This window comes from Janibacter zhangyanbonis (assembly GCF_050507325.1).
Taxonomy (GTDB): domain Bacteria; phylum Actinomycetota; class Actinomycetes; order Actinomycetales; family Dermatophilaceae; genus Janibacter.
In genome coordinates this window covers 1,967,655-1,982,986 of record NZ_CP191481.1, presented here as the reverse complement: position 1 = coordinate 1,982,986, position 15,332 = coordinate 1,967,655, and the positions used below count along the sequence as shown (strand labels likewise).

Below are 15,332 nucleotides of genomic sequence, written 5' to 3'. Positions count from 1 at the left end.
CCAGACATGTTGCGTTGGTTGACTGCTGGTGAGTCGCACGGCCAGGCCCTCGTGGCGACCCTCGAGGGACTGCCAGCCGGGGTCGAGGTCACGACCTCGGACGTCGCGGGCGCCCTCGCCCGTCGCCGCCTCGGCTACGGCCGCGGTGCCCGGATGAAGTTCGAGCAGGACCAGGTGACCTTCCTCGGTGGCGTGCGCCACGGCAGCACCCTCGGCTCGCCGCTCGCCGTGATGATCGGCAACACCGAGTGGCCGAAGTGGGAGACGGTCATGAGCGCCGACCCCGTCGACGCCGCCGCCTTCGCCGCGTCCGACGACGTCAACGCGGAGAAGGAGATCGCCCGCAACCGGCCGCTGACCCGTCCGCGGCCCGGTCACGCCGACCTCGTGGGGATGCAGAAGTACGGCTTCGACGAGGCCCGTCCCGTGCTCGAGCGCGCCTCGGCCCGTGAGACCGCCGCCCGCGTGGCCCTCGGCGAGATCGCCGAGCGCTTCCTCGAGCAGGCCTACGGGATCCGGCTCGTCGCGCACACGGTCGCGATCGGCGAAGGGGAGGCCCCCGCCGACGGTCCGCTGCCGACCCCCGACGACACCGCGACCCTCGATGCCAACCCCGTGCGCGCCATGACCCGCGAGGGCACCGACGCGATGGTCGCCGAGATCGAGGCGGCGAAGAAGGACGGGGACACTCTCGGCGGCGTCGTCGAGGTCCTCGCCTACGGCCTGCCGCCGGGCCTGGGCAGCCACGTCCACTGGGACCGTCGCCTCGACGCGCGCCTGGCCGGCGCCCTCATGGGCATCCAGGCGATCAAGGGCGTCGAGGTCGGCGACGGCTTCACCACCGCCCGCCGCCGCGGCTCCGCCGCCCACGACGAGATGGAGCGCGACGGCGACGGCGTGATCCACCGCCGCACCGGCCGCGCCGGCGGCACCGAAGGGGGCATGAGCACCGGTGACGTGCTGCGCGTGCGCGCCGCGATGAAGCCGATCAGCACGGTCCCGCGGGCCCTCGAGACCATCGACGTCGCCGGCACCGACCCGGCGACCGCGATCCACCAGCGCTCCGACGTGTGCGCCGTCCCGGCCGCGGGCGTCGTCGCCCAGGCGATGGTCGCGCTCGTCCTCGCCGAGGCCTGCGTCGAGAAGTTCGGCGGCGACTCGGTCGCCGAGACCGCGCGCAACCACCGCGCCTACCTCGACGCGATCCCCGAGCTCATGCGGACGTGGGAGGCGTGAGCGGCGCTCCCTTCGTCGTCGTCATCGGACCGCCCGGGGTCGGCAAGTCGACCGTCGCGGCGCAGCTCGCCGAGCGTCTCGGCCGACGGCTCGTCGACTCCGACGCACTCGTCGAGGAGCGCGAGGGCCGCAGCATCTCCGATCTCTTCGTCGACGAGGGCGAGGACTACTTCCGCGCCGCCGAGCAGCGGGCCGTCCTCGACGCCCTGACCGAGGACGGCACCGTCCTCGCGCTCGGTGGGGGAGCACCGATGATCCCCGCGCTCATCGAGGCGCTGCGCGCCCACCGGGTGCTCTTCCTCGACGTCGGCATCGCCGACGCAGCGAAGCGGATCGGCTTCGACAAGAGCCGGCCGCTGCTGTCGGTCAACCCGCGGCAGAGCTGGATCAAGACGATGGAGGCGCGGCGCCCGACCTACGAGGCCCTGGCGACCCACCGGGTCGACACGGCCGGCCGCGACGTCGAGACCGTCGTCGCGCAGGCCCTCACCGTGCTCGAGGAGGGCGCATGAGCCCCTCCGATGTGACCACGATCCCCGTCGGGGACGACTACGACGTGCTCGTCGGTCATGGGGTCTCAGCCCGGGTGGCCGACGTGCTGCCGGACGACGTCGCCCGCGTCCTCGTCGTCCACGGCGAGCCTCTCGCCCGTCTCGCCGAGCCCGTCGTCGACGCGCTGCGCGCCGCCGGGCTCGACGTCCACGTCGCCGCAGTGCCCGACGCCGAGGCGGCCAAGACCGTCGAGGTCGCCGCCGGGCTGTGGGCGGTCATGGGGCAGGCCGGGTTCACCCGCACCGACGCGGTCGTCGCCGTCGGCGGTGGCAGCGTCACCGACCTGGGTGGCTGGGCCGCGGCTGCGTGGCTGCGCGGGGTGGCCGTCGTCCACGTGCCGACGACCGTGCTCGGCATGGTCGACGCGGCCGTCGGCGGCAAGACGGGCATCAACACCGCCGAGGGCAAGAACCTCGTCGGCGCCTTCCACACGCCCGCGGCGGTGCTCTGCGACCTCGACCACCTCGCGACCCTGCCGCCGGCCGACCTGTCGGCCGGGTTGGCCGAGGTCGTCAAGGGCGGCTTCATCGCCGACCCGCGCATCCTCGAGATCGTCGAGGAGGAGGAGTCGGCCGTGCAGGAGCCCGGCACCGCGCAGCTGCGCGAGGTCATCGAGCGCAAGATCGCCATCAAGGCCGAGGTCGTCGCCGCCGACCTCCGCGAGTCCAACCTGCGCGAGATCCTCAACTACGGGCACACCCTCGGCCACGCGATCGAGCACCACGAGGGCTATCGCATGCGGCACGGCGAGGCGGTCGCGATCGGCATGGTCTACGCCGCCGAGCTCGCCCACCGCACCGGTCGGATCGACGCCGCCCTGCTCGAGCGGCACCGCTACGTCCTCGGTCTGCTGGGCCTGCCGACGACCTACTCGGCGGCGACCTTCGACGAGCTGCTCGCCGCCCTGCGCCGCGACAAGAAGACCCGCGGTGCCACGCTGCGCTTCGTCGTCCTCGACGGTCTGGCGCAGCCGTCCCGGTTCGAGGGCCCGGACGAGAGCCTGCTGCGCGAGGCCTACGCCGCCCTGGCCTGACCCCCTTCGCCCGGCTGCGACTCCGCAAGACCCTAGGGTTTTGCAGAGTTCAGGGCGGCACAACCCTAGGGTTTTGCAGAGTTCAGCCGGCGTCGAGGTCGGCCTCGTGGACGGTGATCGCGACCTGCACGCGGTTGTCCGCGCCGAGCTTGTCGAGGATGCGGCCGACGTGCGCCTTGACCGTCGCGACGCTCAGGTAGAGGCGCGCGGAGATCTCGGCATTGGACAGACCGGCGCCGACGGCCCGGGCGACCTCGAGCTCGCGCTCGGTGAGGGACGTCAGGCGGGTCCGGGCCTCGTCGCGGGCGGCGTGCTGCGCAGCGCCGCCGGAGGCCGAGCGCACCGACTGCAGCACCGAGGCGGTGACGCCGGGGGAGAGGATCGACTGGCCCGCGGCGACGAGCCGCACGGCCTCGACGAGACGGTCGGGCGGGGTGTCCTTGAGCAGGAAGCCGTCGGCCCCGTGCTGCAGCGCCCGCATGACGTCGTCGTCGGCGTCGAAGGTCGTCAGGACGATGACCTTGCTCGGCGACCCGCTGCGGACGAGCTCGTCGGTTGCGGAGAGACCGTCGAGGCGCGGCATGCGGATGTCCATGAGGACGACGTCGGGGGAGTGCTCGGCGATGACCGAGAGCCCCTGGCGTCCGTCCTCGGCCTGGCCGACGACGGTGATCTCCGGCGCGCCCCCGAGGATCATCGACAGCGCGGTGCGGACCATGGCGTCGTCGTCGACGAGGACGACGGAGATCGGGGCCCGGCTCGAGTCGTTCACACCGGCCACGGTAGCCACACCGCCAGCCGGTGCCGTCCGTCGGGTGCCCAGCCGTGCTCGATGCGCCCGCCGGCGAGCTCGACGCGCTCGGACAGCCCGAGCAGGCCGGTGCCGGAGCCGGGCACGGCCGCGCCGGTCGCCTGCACGGAGCGCGGGTTCGTCACCGTCACCTCCAGCCCGTCGCCCGGCCGTCCGGCGAGGCGCACGTCGACGCCGGCCCCGGGGGCGTGCTTGCGGGCATTGGTCAGGCCCTCCTGCACCACCCGGTAGGCGGCGCGGCTGGCGGTCTCCGGCACCGCCGCGATGTCGACGCCGCCGTCGTCGAGCGTGACGCGGCTGCCGGCTGCTCGCGCCTCGTCGAGGAGCTCCGGCAGGTGCACGAGCGAGCTCTGCGGACGAAGGGGGGCGCCCCCGTCCTCGGCGCGCAGCACCCCGAGCACCTCGCGCAGGTCGGTGAGTGCGGCGCGCGCATTGGCGTCGATGGCCGCGACGGCCGCCCGCCGCTCGTCCTCGGGCAGGTCCTCGCGGTAGGCGAGCACGCCGGAGTGCATCGTGACGAGCGAGATGCGGTGGGCGAGGACGTCGTGCATCTCGCGGGCGATGCGGCCGCGCTCGGCGGTCTGGGCCTGGGCGACCCGAGCCCGCTGCTCGGACTCGGCCGTCCGGGCCCGGTCGACCCACGAGCGCACGAGGGCCCGGCGCGAGCCGATCGAGACACCGACGGCGACGAGGACGGCGAGCACGAGCAGGCTGAAGAGCGTCTCCGCCCACAGCGGCAGGGGGTCGGGGTCCGGGTAGACGATCCGGGAGGCGAAGGTCCCGGTGACGACGGCGAGCAGGGTGACCGGGACGAGCTCGCGCCAGCGCTGCCGGGTGGCGAGCGAGACCATCGCCACCGCCTGGGCACCGGCCGCGACGACGGACACGCCGCTGAGCAGGGTGGTGACGGCCGCCGTCGTCACCGGCAGGCGGCGACGCAGCAGGAGCAGGGCTGCGGCCACCAGACCGAGCGCGGGGTCGACGAGCACCAGCCAGAAGGTGCGCAGGCCCTCGGGCAGGTCCGCGTCGGGATCGGGATAGGTGATCGCGAAGGTCAGGATCCACAGGGTGAGGCCGATCAGCAGGGCGAGGCCGAGGCGCCAGGTCGTGCCCCACCAGGTCAGGCGGTCGGGGTGGCGCTCGTCGGGCGCAGGTCGGCTCGTCACGGCCCCACCGTAGGCGGTGCCCGACCCGCCCGGCATCGGCCGGGAGTCGCTGCTGCAGGGGGTCACCCCCCCTTCGGAAGTCGTAGTCACCCTCGAGACCACCGGGCGATGTGGGGACGGGTCGCCCACCGGCAGCGTGGAGCCCATGATCACCGCCACCCACCTCACCAAGCGCTACGGAGACGTCGCCGCCGTCTCCGACGTGACCTTCTCCGCCCGACCCGGCCGCGTCACGGGGTTCCTCGGGCCCAACGGCGCCGGCAAGTCGACCGTCATGCGGATGCTCACGGGCCTCACGCCACCGACCTCCGGTGAGACGAGCGTCCTGGGGCACCGCTACCGCGACCTGCCCAACCCCGGCCGGCACGTCGGCGTCATGCTCGACGCCTCCGCCCAGCACCCGGGCCGCACCGGCCGGGAGGTGCTCGGCCTCGCGGCACGCACGACCGGTGTCGGGTCGGCCGCCGTCGGCACCGCGCTGTCCAGGGTCGGGCTCACCGATGCCGAGGCGGGCCGCCGCGTGCGCGGCTACTCGCTCGGCATGCGGCAGCGCCTCGGCCTGGCGACCGCCCTCCTCGGCGACCCGCAGGTGCTCGTCCTCGACGAGCCGGCCAACGGCCTGGACCCGCAGGGCATCCACTGGATGCGCGGGCTGCTGCGCGACTTCGCCGACGCGGGCGGGACCGTCCTGCTCTCCTCGCACCTGCTCCACGAGGTGCAGGTCATCGCCGATGACCTCGTCATCATCGGCCGCGGCCGGATCGTCGCCGAGGGCACGACCGAGGAGCTGCTGCAGCGGCAGGGGACCCGGGTGGCCTCGCTCGACGACGACGAGCTGACCATCGCCCTGCGGGCCGCGGGCATCGAGGTGACGCAGACCCCGACCGGTCTGCTCGCCGCCGCCGAGGCGGCGACCGTCGGCCGGGTCGCGCTCGACGCGCGCATCGTGCTCACCGACCTGGCTGCCGGCTCCGCCGGCGGCCTCGAGGACCTCTTCCTCAGCCTGACCGCAGACCACTCCCGAGGAGATGCAGCATGACCACCCGCACCGACACCGCCTCCGCTGATCCGGCCACCGACGCGGCCGCGGCCGCGGACATCCCCGCCACGCCGCCGCTGGACACCAGCGGCGACCACATCCCCTTCGCCCGGCTCGTCGACGTCGAGCTGCGCAAGATGGTCGACACCCGCGCCGGCCTGTGGATGCTCGTCGTCATGGCGGCGATCAGCGTCCTCGTCTCGGCGGTCCTCGTCATCTGGGGGAGCCCCGCCGACCAGACCTTCGCCACCTATCTCGGCATGATCTTCATCCCGCTCACGGTGCTGCTGCCCGTCCTGGGCATCATGTCCGCCACCCAGGAGTGGAGCCACCGCACCGGTCTGGCGACCTTCACCCTCGTACCGCGACGCGGGCGGGTCCTCACCGCCAAGGCCGTCGCCGCACTCGCCCTGACGCTCGGTCTGCTCGTCGTCGCCGCCGCCGCGTCCGCCGTCGCGACGGCGATCTCGGGCGGGACCTTCTCGCTCACCGGGCTCTCGCTCGTCGGGGTCGTGCTCACCGCCCTGCTCCTCACGCTGCAGGGGGTGGCCTTCGGCGCGGCCCTGCTCAACACCCCCCTGGCCATCGTGGCCATCCTCGTGCTGCCGACGGTGTGGATGGTCCTCACCTCGTCGATCAGCTGGATGAGCGATGCTGCCCGCTGGCTCGACCTGACGATCGTCACCGAGCCCCTCACCGAGGGCACGATGACCGCGGAGGCGTGGGGCCAGCTCGCCACGAGCAGCGCCGTGTGGGTGCTCCTGCCCCTGGCCATCGGCACCCGCCGCGTGCTCACCCGCGAGATCTCCTGAGCGGCGTGTCACCCCTCCCGTGGTCCTGGGCCACGGGAGGGGCGCGTTAACGTCGTGGGCATGTCACGTGTGCGTCCCGCAGCCCTCGCCCTCACCGCTGCCCTCACCCTGACCGCCTGCGCGGGCGCGTCGGGTGGGTCCTCGAGCTCGAGCTCCGCCGACGGCTCGTCGTCGAGCAGCGCCAGCCCGTCGTCGAGCCCGAAGGGCTACACGCCGGCGCCGGAGGAGAAGGCCGCGATGGTCATCAAGGGCGACGACTTCCCGTCGCTCGACACCAAGGCGAAGCTGCCGCGTGACGTCACGTCCGCCCAGCTCAAGACCTGGGTCGACGAGGGCAAGCTGCCCGTCGGGCGCACCCACGGGGCCTACTTCGAGACGATGATCAACAGCATCACCCAGGCGAAGGAGGCGCCCGACGTCGTCTTCTTCGGCGACTCGATGACCCAGCAGGGCGTCGACCCGCAGGTGCTCGGCAAGGAGCTGACCAAGGCGAAGGGGAGTGACGTCACCGTCTTCAACGCCGCCAGCAGCCGCGCCCGCTGGGGGATCAACAAGATGGTCGCCGAGTACCTCGTCAAGGAGGACAAGGTCCCCGACGTGGCGGTCCTGATGCTCTCCACCCGGGCGGCCGAGGACGACGGCTTCTACGAGAGCGAGGTCCAGAAGACCGGATTCTCCGCGATGGTCCAGGGCTGCGACCGGCCGACCACCAAGGAGTGGGGGGCCGCCGAGGTCAAGGACTGCGAGCGCTACCACTCCGACCTGCGCTACCGCTTCCGCGATGCCGGTGGTCAGGTGGAGCGGGCGCAGGAGGGCGAGATGCCGCAGACGAGCCTGGCCATCGGGTCCAAGGGCTTCCTGCGCTCCGACGGCTTCATGATCCACCCGGGGATGCCCCTCGACGAGGTGCGCGAGACGAGCGCCAAGCGGGTGGCCCGCGGCAACCCCGGCCTGCCGCACGTCGGCGAGCAGGCGACGAAGGACTTCGACGCCACCGTCGAGCTGCTGCGCGAGCACGGCGCGACGGTCGTCTCCTCGACGATCCCGTACTCGCCCGTCCACCAGGACAACCTCGAGAAGCGCTGGCGGGGCTACGACACCCGCCGTCAGAAGGCTGCGAAGGAGATCACGGCGACGGCCGACGTGCCGCTCTTCGCGATCAACCGCTTCGGCTCCTGGTACGGCGACGGCAGCGGCCGTGACGCGATCCACCTCGCGCCCGAGGGCGCCGCCGACTTCTCGCGGCAGATGGCGAAGACCCCCGGCTTCGCGGACACGGTCACCGAGGCGGTGGACTGAGCCGCGGCCCCCTGACGCGCGGGCCCGCGCTCAGGAGCGGCCGCGCGGGGCCGAGGCGGACATGATCTCGGTGATCGCCGCCTCGTCCTCGTCGCTGAGGCGACCCCAGCCGGGCGCGTACTCGTAGACCTCGCCGAGCGGGGTGGCCTTGCGGTTGCCCAGGAGCAGCTCGACGTCGTCGACGGTGAGCAGGCCCGGGTGCCAGACGCCGCAGGCCTCCGAGACCTTGAGCAGGTCGCGGCGCAGGGTGCGGATGTAGTTGTCGACCCGGTGCGCCTTGAGCGTCGGGTCGAGGCCGCGGGAGAGCCAGGGGTTCTGCGTCGCGACGCCGGTGGGGCAGTGGTCGGTGTGGCACTTCTGCGCCTGGATGCAGCCGATGGCGAGCATCGCCTCACGCGCGACGTGGACCATGTCGACGCCGAGGGCGAAGGCGACGAGGGCATTTTCGGGCAGGCCGAGCTTGCCGGACCCGACCCACGTGACGCGGTCGGCGAGGCCGGCCCGGGCGAAGACGCCGTAGACGCGGGTGAAGGCGAGCCGGAAGGGCAGGGCGACCGTATCGCTGAAGACGAGGGGAGCCGCGCCGGTCCCCCCTTCGCCTCCGTCGATGACGATGAAGTCCACGCCCCGCGTGCCGTCGGCCATCGCCTCGGCCAGCTCCTCCCAGAAGGTGAGGTCACCGACCGCGGACTTGATGCCCACGGGCAGGCCGGTCTCGTCGGCGACCCGCTCGACGAAGTCGAGCAAGGAGTCGACGTCGTCGAACTCGGTGTGCCGGGACGGGCTGGCGCAGTCCTTGTCCTGCGGGATCCCGCGAGTCTGCGCGATCTCGGCGGAGATCTTCGCCGCGGGGAGCATGCCACCCAGGCCCGGCTTCGCACCCTGGCTCAGCTTGATCTCGATGGCGCGCACAGGCGCCGAGGCCGCGACCTGCTTGAGCCGCTCCATGTCGAAGCGGCCCTCCTCGTCGCGGCAGCCGAAATAGGCCGTGCCGATCTGGAAGATGATGTCGCCGCCCTGGCGGTGGTACTCCGACAGCGAGCCCTCGCCCGTGCAGTGCAGGGCGCCGGCGAGGCGGGCGCCCTCGTTGAGCGCGGTGATCGCATTGCCGGACAGCGAGCCGAAGCTCATGCCGGAGATGTTGACGCACGACTGGGGGCGGAAGGCGTGCCGCCGTCCGCGCGGACCACCGAGCACCTTGGCCGACGGCAGCACGACGTCCTCGGCGCTGTGCGGGCTCGACGGCGCCGCCACGGAGGAAAAGGTGCGGTGCTTGAGGACCGGGTAGCCCTCGAGCTGCTCGACGTCGTTGTCCGTGCCGAAGCCGACGTAGTTGTTCTCCATCTTCGACGAGGCGTAGACCCACGAGCGCTGGTCGCGGCTGAAGGGCCGCTCCTGGTCGTTGCTCGTCACGATGTACTGCCGCAGCTCCGGACCGATCTTCTCGAGCAGGTAGCGGGCGTTGGCGACGACCGGGAAGTTGCGCTTGAGCGAGTGCTGCTTCTGCAGCAGGTCGCGGGCAGCGAGCCCGGCGGTGGCGGCGAGGACGGTGGCGACGGCGGCCTTCGACTTCATGCCCGCCATCCTGCACCTTCCTCCTCGGGTCTGCGTGGATGCCGCCGCCGCACGCCGGGCCGGGTGCGCGCGTGGGTGGATCCTCCCTTCGCCGGTTAAGATGCTGGGCGGCCCGCGCGCGCCCTCCGGCGCAGCGGCGGGAGACCACCTGACGACAACGCGAAGGCGAGCACATCCGTGGCAACGACGAATGACCTCAAGAACGGCATGGTCCTCAACATCGACGGCCAGCTCTGGAGCGTCGTGGAGTTCCAGCACGTCAAGCCCGGCAAGGGCCCGGCCTTCGTCCGGACCAAGCTGAAGAACGTCACGAGCGGCAAGACCGTCGACAAGACCTTCAACGCCGGCACCAAGGTCGAGACGTCGAACGTCGACAAGCGGACGATGCAGTACCTCTACAACGACGGCACCGACTTCGTCTTCATGGACCCCGACACCTACGACCAGATCCCGGTCACGCCCGAGGTCGTCGGCGACGCCGCGAAGTACATGCTCGAGAACCAGGAGGCGGTCATCGCCCGCCACGACGGCAACGTGCTCTACGTCGAGCTGCCCGCCTCGGTCGTCCTCGAGATCACCTACACCGAGCCCGGCCTGCAGGGCGACCGCTCGACCGGCGGCACCAAGCCCGCGACCCTCGAGACCGGCGCCGAGATCTCCGTGCCGCTCTTCCTCGAGCAGGGGACCAAGGTCAAGGTCGACACCCGCGACGGGTCCTACCTCGGTCGAGTGAGCTGAGTGGGAGCCCGGACCAAGGCTCGTCGTCGCGCGGTCGACCTGCTCTTCGAGGCGGAGTCCCGGCGGGTCAACGCCGGTGATCTCGCACGCGAGCGCGCGCAGACGCCGGTGACCCCGGCCCCGCTCAACGAGTACACCGTCGCCGCCGTCCAGGGAGTCGTCGCCCACTGGAGCGACATCGACGACGCGCTCACGACGTACAGCCAGGGCTGGAGCCTCGAGCGGATGCCCGACGTCGACCGCGCGATCCTGCGTCTGGGCGCTTGGGAGATCCTCTTCAACGACGAGGTCCCCGACGGCGTCGCCGTCAGCGAGGCCGTGGCCCTGGCCACCGAGCTGAGCACCGACGAGTCCCCGAAGTTCGTCAACGGCCTGCTGGCCCGCATCGTCGAGGTCAAGCCCACCCTCGTCTGAGGAGAGACATTGAGCACAGCGCACGACCCGGCGCAGGAGCCGGCGACCACCGTCGACCGAGGCACCGTCATCGGTGAGGGCTTCACGTGGCTGGCGCGCTGGTCGTGGCGCCTGCTGCTCGTCTCCGCCGGCGCCGCCATCCTCTGGTGGGTCCTCGGCAAGCTGTGGGTCGGGGTCTTCCCCGTCCTGCTCGCCCTCATCGTCGCGACCGTGCTGTGGCCGCCGACGCGGTGGCTGCGGTCCAAGGGGCTGCCCGCAGCGCTCGCCGCGGTGATCGTGATTCTCGGTGCGCTCATCGTCTTCTTCGGCGTGCTGGGAGCGATCACCCCGTCGCTCATCAGCCAGTCCGGCGACCTGGCCGACTCGGCCTCCAAGGGTCTGTCGGAGCTGCAGCAGCGGGCGGCCAAGCCGCCCTTCAACCTCGACAACCAGACGATCGACGACGCGGTCCACACGGCCCGGACCTGGCTGCAGGACCGGGGCGGCCAGATCGCCACCGGTGCCCTCGCCGGCGCCTCGGCGGTCGGCTCCGGCGCCGTGACCCTCGTCCTCGTCCTCGTGCTCGTCTTCTTCTTCCTCAAGGATGGGCCGGCGTTCCTCCCCTTCGTCTGTCGCGTCAGCGGACCGCGGGCCGGCGCCCACCTCTCGGAGGTGGCCACCCGCTCGTGGGCCACCCTCGGGGGCTTCATCCGCACCCAGGCGATCGTCTCCGCCGTCGACGCCGTGCTCATCGGCGTCGGTCTCGTCGTGCTCGGCGTGCCGCTCGCCTTCGCGCTGGCGGTGCTCACCTTCTTCGGTGGCTTCATCCCGATCGTCGGTGCCTTCGCGGTCGGCTTCCTCTCCGTCCTCGTCGCCCTCGTCGCCGAGGGTCCGACGACCGCCCTGCTCGTGCTCGCGCTGATCATCGCCGTGCAGCAGATCGAGGGCAATGTCCTGCAGCCCTTCCTCCAGGGCCGGTCCATGGAGCTGCACGCCGGCGTCATCCTGCTCGCCGTGACGATCGGCGGCACGGTCTTCGGCATCGTCGGGGCCTTCCTCGCGGTGCCGGTGGCCGCCGTGGGGGCGGTGATCCTGCGCTACCTCAGCGAGCAGGTGGCCCTGCGGGCAGGTGAGATCACCGCCGACGAGGCGGAATCGGAGACCGAGGAGGGCGCCGAGGTCGCCGAGGTCGAGCAGGACGCCGCGGTCACCGAGTGAGCGTCCTCCCGCGGCCCGCCGTCAGCGTCATCCCGCTGCGGGACGGTGCGCGTGGCCCGGAGGTCTTCGTCCAGCACCGTCAGCCGACGATGGACTTCGCGGCGGGCGCCGTCGTCTTCCCCGGCGGCCGCTGCGACCCCGGCGACGTGGCGAAGGGGGCCGACCTCGCCCTGTCGTCCGCGACCGTGGCCGACCACGTCCACCGGTGGCGGCACGTGCCCGTCGACGGGGACCGCGCCGCCGATGCCCGCACCCTCGTCGCGACGGGGCTGCGCGAGCTCGCGGAGGAGACCGGGCTGGTCACCCCGCCGGAGTCGCTCGTGCCCTGGGACCGCTGGGTGACGCCCGAGGGGCCACCCAAGCGCTTCGACGTCTCCTTCTTCGTCCTGCCGGTCCCGGCCTCCGCGCCCGGCCAGCCCATGCACCTGACGACCGAGGCGGTGGACTCGGAGTGGGACGTGGTCGAGGCGCTGCTCGCGGCCGGCGCGGCCGGCCGTCTGCGGCTGATGACGCCGACCCGGGTCATCCTCCAGGAGCTGCTCGACCTGGGCAGCGTCGAGGCGGTGACACGACTGCGGCCGGTCATCACGGGTGTCCGTGACGACCGGCCGGCGTCGCGCCCGCGGGTCACCGACGTGGTGCCCGGGGGCTGAGCGGGATCAGAAGGCGGGCAGGACCTCGCCCTGGGGCCAGGTCTCCTCGATGTAGGCCTTGACCTCGGGGGAGTGGAGCAGCTCGTCGAGCTTCTTCAGGCCGGCGTTGTCCTCGTTGGCCTTCTGCACGGCGAGGAAGTTGGCGTAGGGGTTGTCCTTGGCCTCCTCGACGGCGAGGGCGTCGTCGACCGACAGGTCCGCCTCGATGGCGTAGTTGCCGTTGATGATCGCGGCGTCGAGGTCCTGCAGCGAGCGGGCGAGCTGCGCGGCGTCGGTCTCCTTGAACTCCAGGTCCTTGGGGTTGTCCTCGACGTCGAGGATCGTCGCATTGGTCGCGTCCTTGCCCTTCTTGAGGGTGATGACGTCGTTGTCCGCGAGCAGCTGCAGCGCCCGGCCCTGGTTGGACGGGTCGTTGTTGATGCCGATCTGCCCGCCCTCGGGCAGGTCCTTGATGTCCTTGACCGAGTCGGAGTAGAGGGCGAAGGGCTCGATGTGGATGCCGTCGTAGTGCGCGAAGTCGTAGCCGCGGTCCTCGACCTGCTCCTCGTAGTAGGGCAGGTGCTGGAAGTAGTTGGCGTCGAGCGTGCCCTCGGAGAGCTGGACGTTGGGCTGCACGTAGTCGTCGAAGGTCTTGATGTCGAGGTCGAGCTTCGCCTCGGGGGCCAGCTCCTTGTCGACGTACTCGAGGATCTTCGCGTGCGGCGTGGGGGAGGCGCCGACGGTGATCTTGGTGATGCCGTCGCCGTTCTCGGTGGGGCCCTCGGCGTCGCCCTTCATCAGGCCGCACCCGGACAGGGCCAGGGCGGAGACGGACAGGACCGCGGCGGCGCGGGTGGCGGTGCGGACGGGGGACATGCGGGTTCCTTTCAGCGGGCGGCCCGGGGGCCGGTGGTGCGTGGGTGTGGCGAAGGGGAGGAACGTCGCGTGGCGCAGGTGGCGGCTCACCGGCGGTCGAGCCGTCGTGCGACGAGGTCACCGACGAGCTGGACGATCGTGACGATGGCGACGAGCAGCACGACGCAGACGACCATGACGTCGGTCTCGAAGCGGTTGTAGCCGTAGGACATCGCGACCGCGCCCAGGCCGCCGCCGCCGACGGCGCCGGCCATGGCGGTGTAGCCGATGAGGGCGATGATCGTCGTCGTCAGCCCGGCGACGAGGCCGGAGCGGGCCTCGGGCAGCAGCACCTTGCGGGTGATCTCCCGGCGGGTGGCGCCCATCATCGTCACCGCCTCGACCTTGCCGCTCGGCACCTCGCGCAGCGAGGTCTCGACGAGTCGGGCGTAGAAGGGGATCGCGCCGACGGTGAGCGGCACGACCGCTGCCTGCCAGCCGATCGAGGTCCCGACGACGAGCCGGGTGAAAGGGATGATCGCGATCATCAGGATGAGGAAGGGCAGCGAGCGGCCGATGTTGACGACCGCGCCGAGCACCCGGTGGAGCAGGGGATGGGGCGCGATGCCGCCCGGCGAGGAGTTGTGCAGGAGCACGCCGACGGGGATGCCGATGATCGCCGTGATGATGCTCGCGAGGGCCGTCATGGCGAGGGTCTCGAGGACGGCGGTCGGGACGATCTCCCGGATGACGGGGTTGTCGAGCCACCCATCGGCGGCGGCGGTGCCCAGACTGGCGAGGGCGCTCATGCGGCCGCCTCCGGGGAGAGGTGGGCGGCCTCGAGGACGCGCACGGCCTCGGCGGTGCGGGCGGGGTCGACCTCGAGCTGGATGCGGCCGACCCGGCGGCCGGCGATGGTCTCGAGGGTGGCGGCGGCGACCTCGGCCGGCACGTCGGCCGCGCGCAGCAGGTCGAGGACCGCGTCGACGCTCGTCGTCGCGGCGCGGGAGTCGCCGAGGGCGACCTCGACGTAGCCGGCGGTGTGGCCGAGGGGGAGCGGGGGAAGGGGGATGAGGTCGCGGTGCAGCCGGCCCGCGGGGTCGGCGACGACCTCGCCGATGCTGCCTGTCTCGAGGACCCGGCCCTCGCCGAGCAGGGTCACCGCGTCGCAGACCTCGCGCACGACGGCGGGCTCGTGGGTGATGATGACGACGGTGATGCCCAGGCGATCGCGCAGGTCGCGCAGCAGCCCGAGGATCTGGCGGGTCGTCGCGGCGTCGAGCGCGGAGGTCGGCTCGTCGCACAGGAGGATGTCGGGGCGCGTCGCGAGGGCGCGGGCGATGCCGACGCGCTGCTGCTGGCCGCCGGAGAGCTGACCGGGGTGGTTGTCGGCCCGGTCGGCGAGCCCGACGAGGTCGAGCAGCTCGGCGACCCGGGCCGATCGCTCGTCCGCCGACCAGCCGGCGATCTCGAGCGGCAGGGCGATGTTGTCGGCGGCCGAGCGGGAGTCGAGCAGGTTGGCGTGCTGGAAGACCATGCCGAAGCGGCGACGGGCCGCCCGCAGCTCGGCACCGCGCAGGCCGGGGATGTCGGTGCCGTCGAGGACGACGGTCCCGGCGGTCGGCTGCTCGAGCCCGGTGAGGCAGCGGATGAGCGTCGACTTGCCGGCGCCGGAGCGGCCAACGATGCCGTGGATGGAGCCCTGGGGGATCGACAGGGTGATGTCGTCCAGGGCGACGACGGGGCCGCGGGCGGAGGCGAACTCCTTGCGCAGGCCGCGCACGTCGAGCAGAGCGGGGGTGTCGGTCACCGGAAGATAATAGGAAGTTATGGAACGCATAAGCAAAACGCCTGCGTCACTCTGCACGACCCTAGGGTCGTGCAGAGTTGGGCCAACCCAACCCTGCACGACCCTAGGGTGATGCAGGGTTGGTGAGACGGGTTCGGCCGAGCGGTCGGGCGCGGGTAGAGTC

The 15,332-nt window shown here is 72.2% G+C and carries 16 protein-coding genes; 10 read left to right on the top strand and 6 right to left on the bottom strand.

All coding sequences use genetic code 11. From position 1 onward, the window contains the following. Window positions 1-6 precede the first annotated feature (6 nt). Genes aroC through aroB form a run of 3 tightly spaced genes read left to right on the top strand, consistent with a single transcriptional unit; the run spans window position 7 to window position 2,821 of the window. Window positions 7-1,236 carry a chorismate synthase gene (gene aroC / locus ACQBJO_RS09650; RefSeq protein ID WP_255183600.1) on the top strand — a complete coding sequence of 410 codons (1,230 nt, stop codon included), beginning with the start codon at window positions 7-9 and terminating at the stop codon, window positions 1,234-1,236. Continuing rightward, a complete protein-coding gene (locus ACQBJO_RS09645) occupies window positions 1,233-1,748 on the top strand; it encodes a shikimate kinase (protein WP_421008413.1) in 516 nt (171 codons plus the stop codon). The genes aroC and ACQBJO_RS09645 overlap by 4 nt, the downstream gene beginning before the upstream one ends. Beyond that, window positions 1,745-2,821 (top strand): 3-dehydroquinate synthase, encoded by a 1,077-nt coding sequence (gene aroB, locus ACQBJO_RS09640; RefSeq protein WP_421008412.1) that lies wholly within the window; start codon window positions 1,745-1,747, stop codon window positions 2,819-2,821. The genes ACQBJO_RS09645 and aroB overlap by 4 nt, the downstream gene beginning before the upstream one ends. An 82-nt stretch (window positions 2,822-2,903) precedes the next feature. Here the strand turns inward: aroB and ACQBJO_RS09635 are convergent, their stop codons facing one another. After that, on the bottom strand, window positions 2,904-3,539 hold the full coding sequence (locus tag ACQBJO_RS09635) for a response regulator (protein WP_421008450.1): 636 nt from the start codon (window positions 3,537-3,539) through the stop codon (window positions 2,904-2,906). A gap of 50 nt (window positions 3,540-3,589) precedes the next feature. Beyond that, window positions 3,590-4,798 carry a sensor histidine kinase gene (locus tag ACQBJO_RS09630; protein WP_255183596.1) on the bottom strand — a complete coding sequence of 403 codons (1,209 nt, stop codon included), beginning with the start codon at window positions 4,796-4,798 and terminating at the stop codon, window positions 3,590-3,592. Between the two features lie 145 nt (window positions 4,799-4,943). On the opposite strand from ACQBJO_RS09630, the gene ACQBJO_RS09625 reads away from it, so the two are divergent. The 3 genes from ACQBJO_RS09625 to ACQBJO_RS09615 are packed head-to-tail and all read left to right on the top strand — an operon-like array spanning window position 4,944 to window position 7,948. Beyond that, window positions 4,944-5,837 carry an ABC transporter ATP-binding protein gene (locus tag ACQBJO_RS09625; RefSeq protein ID WP_421008411.1) on the top strand — a complete coding sequence of 298 codons (894 nt, stop codon included), beginning with the start codon at window positions 4,944-4,946 and terminating at the stop codon, window positions 5,835-5,837. After that, window positions 5,834-6,649: an ABC transporter permease gene (locus tag ACQBJO_RS09620; protein ID WP_255183594.1), complete on the top strand. Its 816-nt coding sequence runs from the start codon at window positions 5,834-5,836 to the stop codon at window positions 6,647-6,649. The genes ACQBJO_RS09625 and ACQBJO_RS09620 overlap by 4 nt, the downstream gene beginning before the upstream one ends. Before the next feature lie 60 nt (window positions 6,650-6,709). Next, a complete protein-coding gene (locus ACQBJO_RS09615) occupies window positions 6,710-7,948 on the top strand; it encodes a hypothetical protein (protein WP_421008410.1) in 1,239 nt (412 codons plus the stop codon). A gap of 30 nt (window positions 7,949-7,978) precedes the next feature. Here ACQBJO_RS09615 and ACQBJO_RS09610 read toward each other — a convergent pair whose 3' ends face one another. After that, on the bottom strand, window positions 7,979-9,523 hold the full coding sequence (locus tag ACQBJO_RS09610; RefSeq protein WP_421008409.1) for a glutamate synthase-related protein: 1,545 nt from the start codon (window positions 9,521-9,523) through the stop codon (window positions 7,979-7,981). Window positions 9,524-9,700: 177 nt separating this feature from the next. Here ACQBJO_RS09610 and efp point away from each other — a divergent pair, with 177 nt between their 5' ends. The 4 genes from efp to ACQBJO_RS09590 are packed head-to-tail and all read left to right on the top strand — an operon-like array spanning window position 9,701 to window position 12,525. After that, a complete protein-coding gene (efp, locus tag ACQBJO_RS09605) occupies window positions 9,701-10,261 on the top strand; it encodes an elongation factor P (RefSeq protein WP_255183591.1) in 561 nt (186 codons plus the stop codon). After that, window positions 10,262-10,675: a transcription antitermination factor NusB gene (gene nusB / locus ACQBJO_RS09600; RefSeq protein ID WP_421008408.1), complete on the top strand. Its 414-nt coding sequence runs from the start codon at window positions 10,262-10,264 to the stop codon at window positions 10,673-10,675. Between the two features lie 9 nt (window positions 10,676-10,684). Next, entirely contained in the window at window positions 10,685-11,872 is a 1,188-nt protein-coding gene (locus ACQBJO_RS09595; protein WP_421008407.1) for an AI-2E family transporter, read from the top strand. Then, a complete protein-coding gene (locus ACQBJO_RS09590; protein WP_421008406.1) occupies window positions 11,869-12,525 on the top strand; it encodes an NUDIX hydrolase in 657 nt (218 codons plus the stop codon). Before ACQBJO_RS09595 ends, ACQBJO_RS09590 begins: the two co-directional genes overlap by 4 nt. Window positions 12,526-12,531: 6 nt before the next feature. Here the strand turns inward: ACQBJO_RS09590 and ACQBJO_RS09585 are convergent, their stop codons facing one another. From ACQBJO_RS09585 to ACQBJO_RS09575, 3 genes are all read right to left on the bottom strand, one after another. Beyond that, window positions 12,532-13,380, bottom strand: a complete 849-nt coding sequence (locus tag ACQBJO_RS09585) for a MetQ/NlpA family ABC transporter substrate-binding protein (RefSeq protein ID WP_421008405.1) — start codon at window positions 13,378-13,380, stop codon at window positions 12,532-12,534. Between the two features lie 86 nt (window positions 13,381-13,466). Further along, window positions 13,467-14,168 (bottom strand): methionine ABC transporter permease, encoded by a 702-nt coding sequence (locus ACQBJO_RS09580; protein ID WP_421008404.1) that lies wholly within the window; start codon window positions 14,166-14,168, stop codon window positions 13,467-13,469. Next, entirely contained in the window at window positions 14,165-15,151 is a 987-nt protein-coding gene (locus ACQBJO_RS09575; protein ID WP_421008449.1) for a methionine ABC transporter ATP-binding protein, read from the bottom strand. Before ACQBJO_RS09575 ends, ACQBJO_RS09580 begins: the two co-directional genes overlap by 4 nt. Between the last annotated feature and the right edge of the window lie 181 nt (window positions 15,152-15,332).

What these genes read in the sequence shown, in the direction of transcription:
- aroC (WP_255183600.1), top strand. Translation starts at nt 7, where the DNA reads ATGTTGCGTTGGTTGACTGCTGGTGAGTCGCACGGCCAGGCCCTCGTG.
- aroB (WP_421008412.1), top strand. Translation starts at nt 1,745, where the DNA reads ATGAGCCCCTCCGATGTGACCACGATCCCCGTCGGGGACGACTACGAC.
- ACQBJO_RS09635 (WP_421008450.1), bottom strand. Translation starts at nt 3,539, where the DNA reads ATGGTCCGCACCGCGCTGTCGATGATCCTCGGGGGCGCGCCGGAGATC.
- ACQBJO_RS09625 (WP_421008411.1), top strand. Translation starts at nt 4,944, where the DNA reads ATGATCACCGCCACCCACCTCACCAAGCGCTACGGAGACGTCGCCGCC.
- ACQBJO_RS09620 (WP_255183594.1), top strand. Translation starts at nt 5,834, where the DNA reads ATGACCACCCGCACCGACACCGCCTCCGCTGATCCGGCCACCGACGCG.
- ACQBJO_RS09615 (WP_421008410.1), top strand. Translation starts at nt 6,710, where the DNA reads ATGTCACGTGTGCGTCCCGCAGCCCTCGCCCTCACCGCTGCCCTCACC.
- ACQBJO_RS09610 (WP_421008409.1), bottom strand. Translation starts at nt 9,523, where the DNA reads ATGAAGTCGAAGGCCGCCGTCGCCACCGTCCTCGCCGCCACCGCCGGG.
- ACQBJO_RS09585 (WP_421008405.1), bottom strand. Translation starts at nt 13,380, where the DNA reads ATGTCCCCCGTCCGCACCGCCACCCGCGCCGCCGCGGTCCTGTCCGTC.
- ACQBJO_RS09580 (WP_421008404.1), bottom strand. Translation starts at nt 14,168, where the DNA reads ATGAGCGCCCTCGCCAGTCTGGGCACCGCCGCCGCCGATGGGTGGCTC.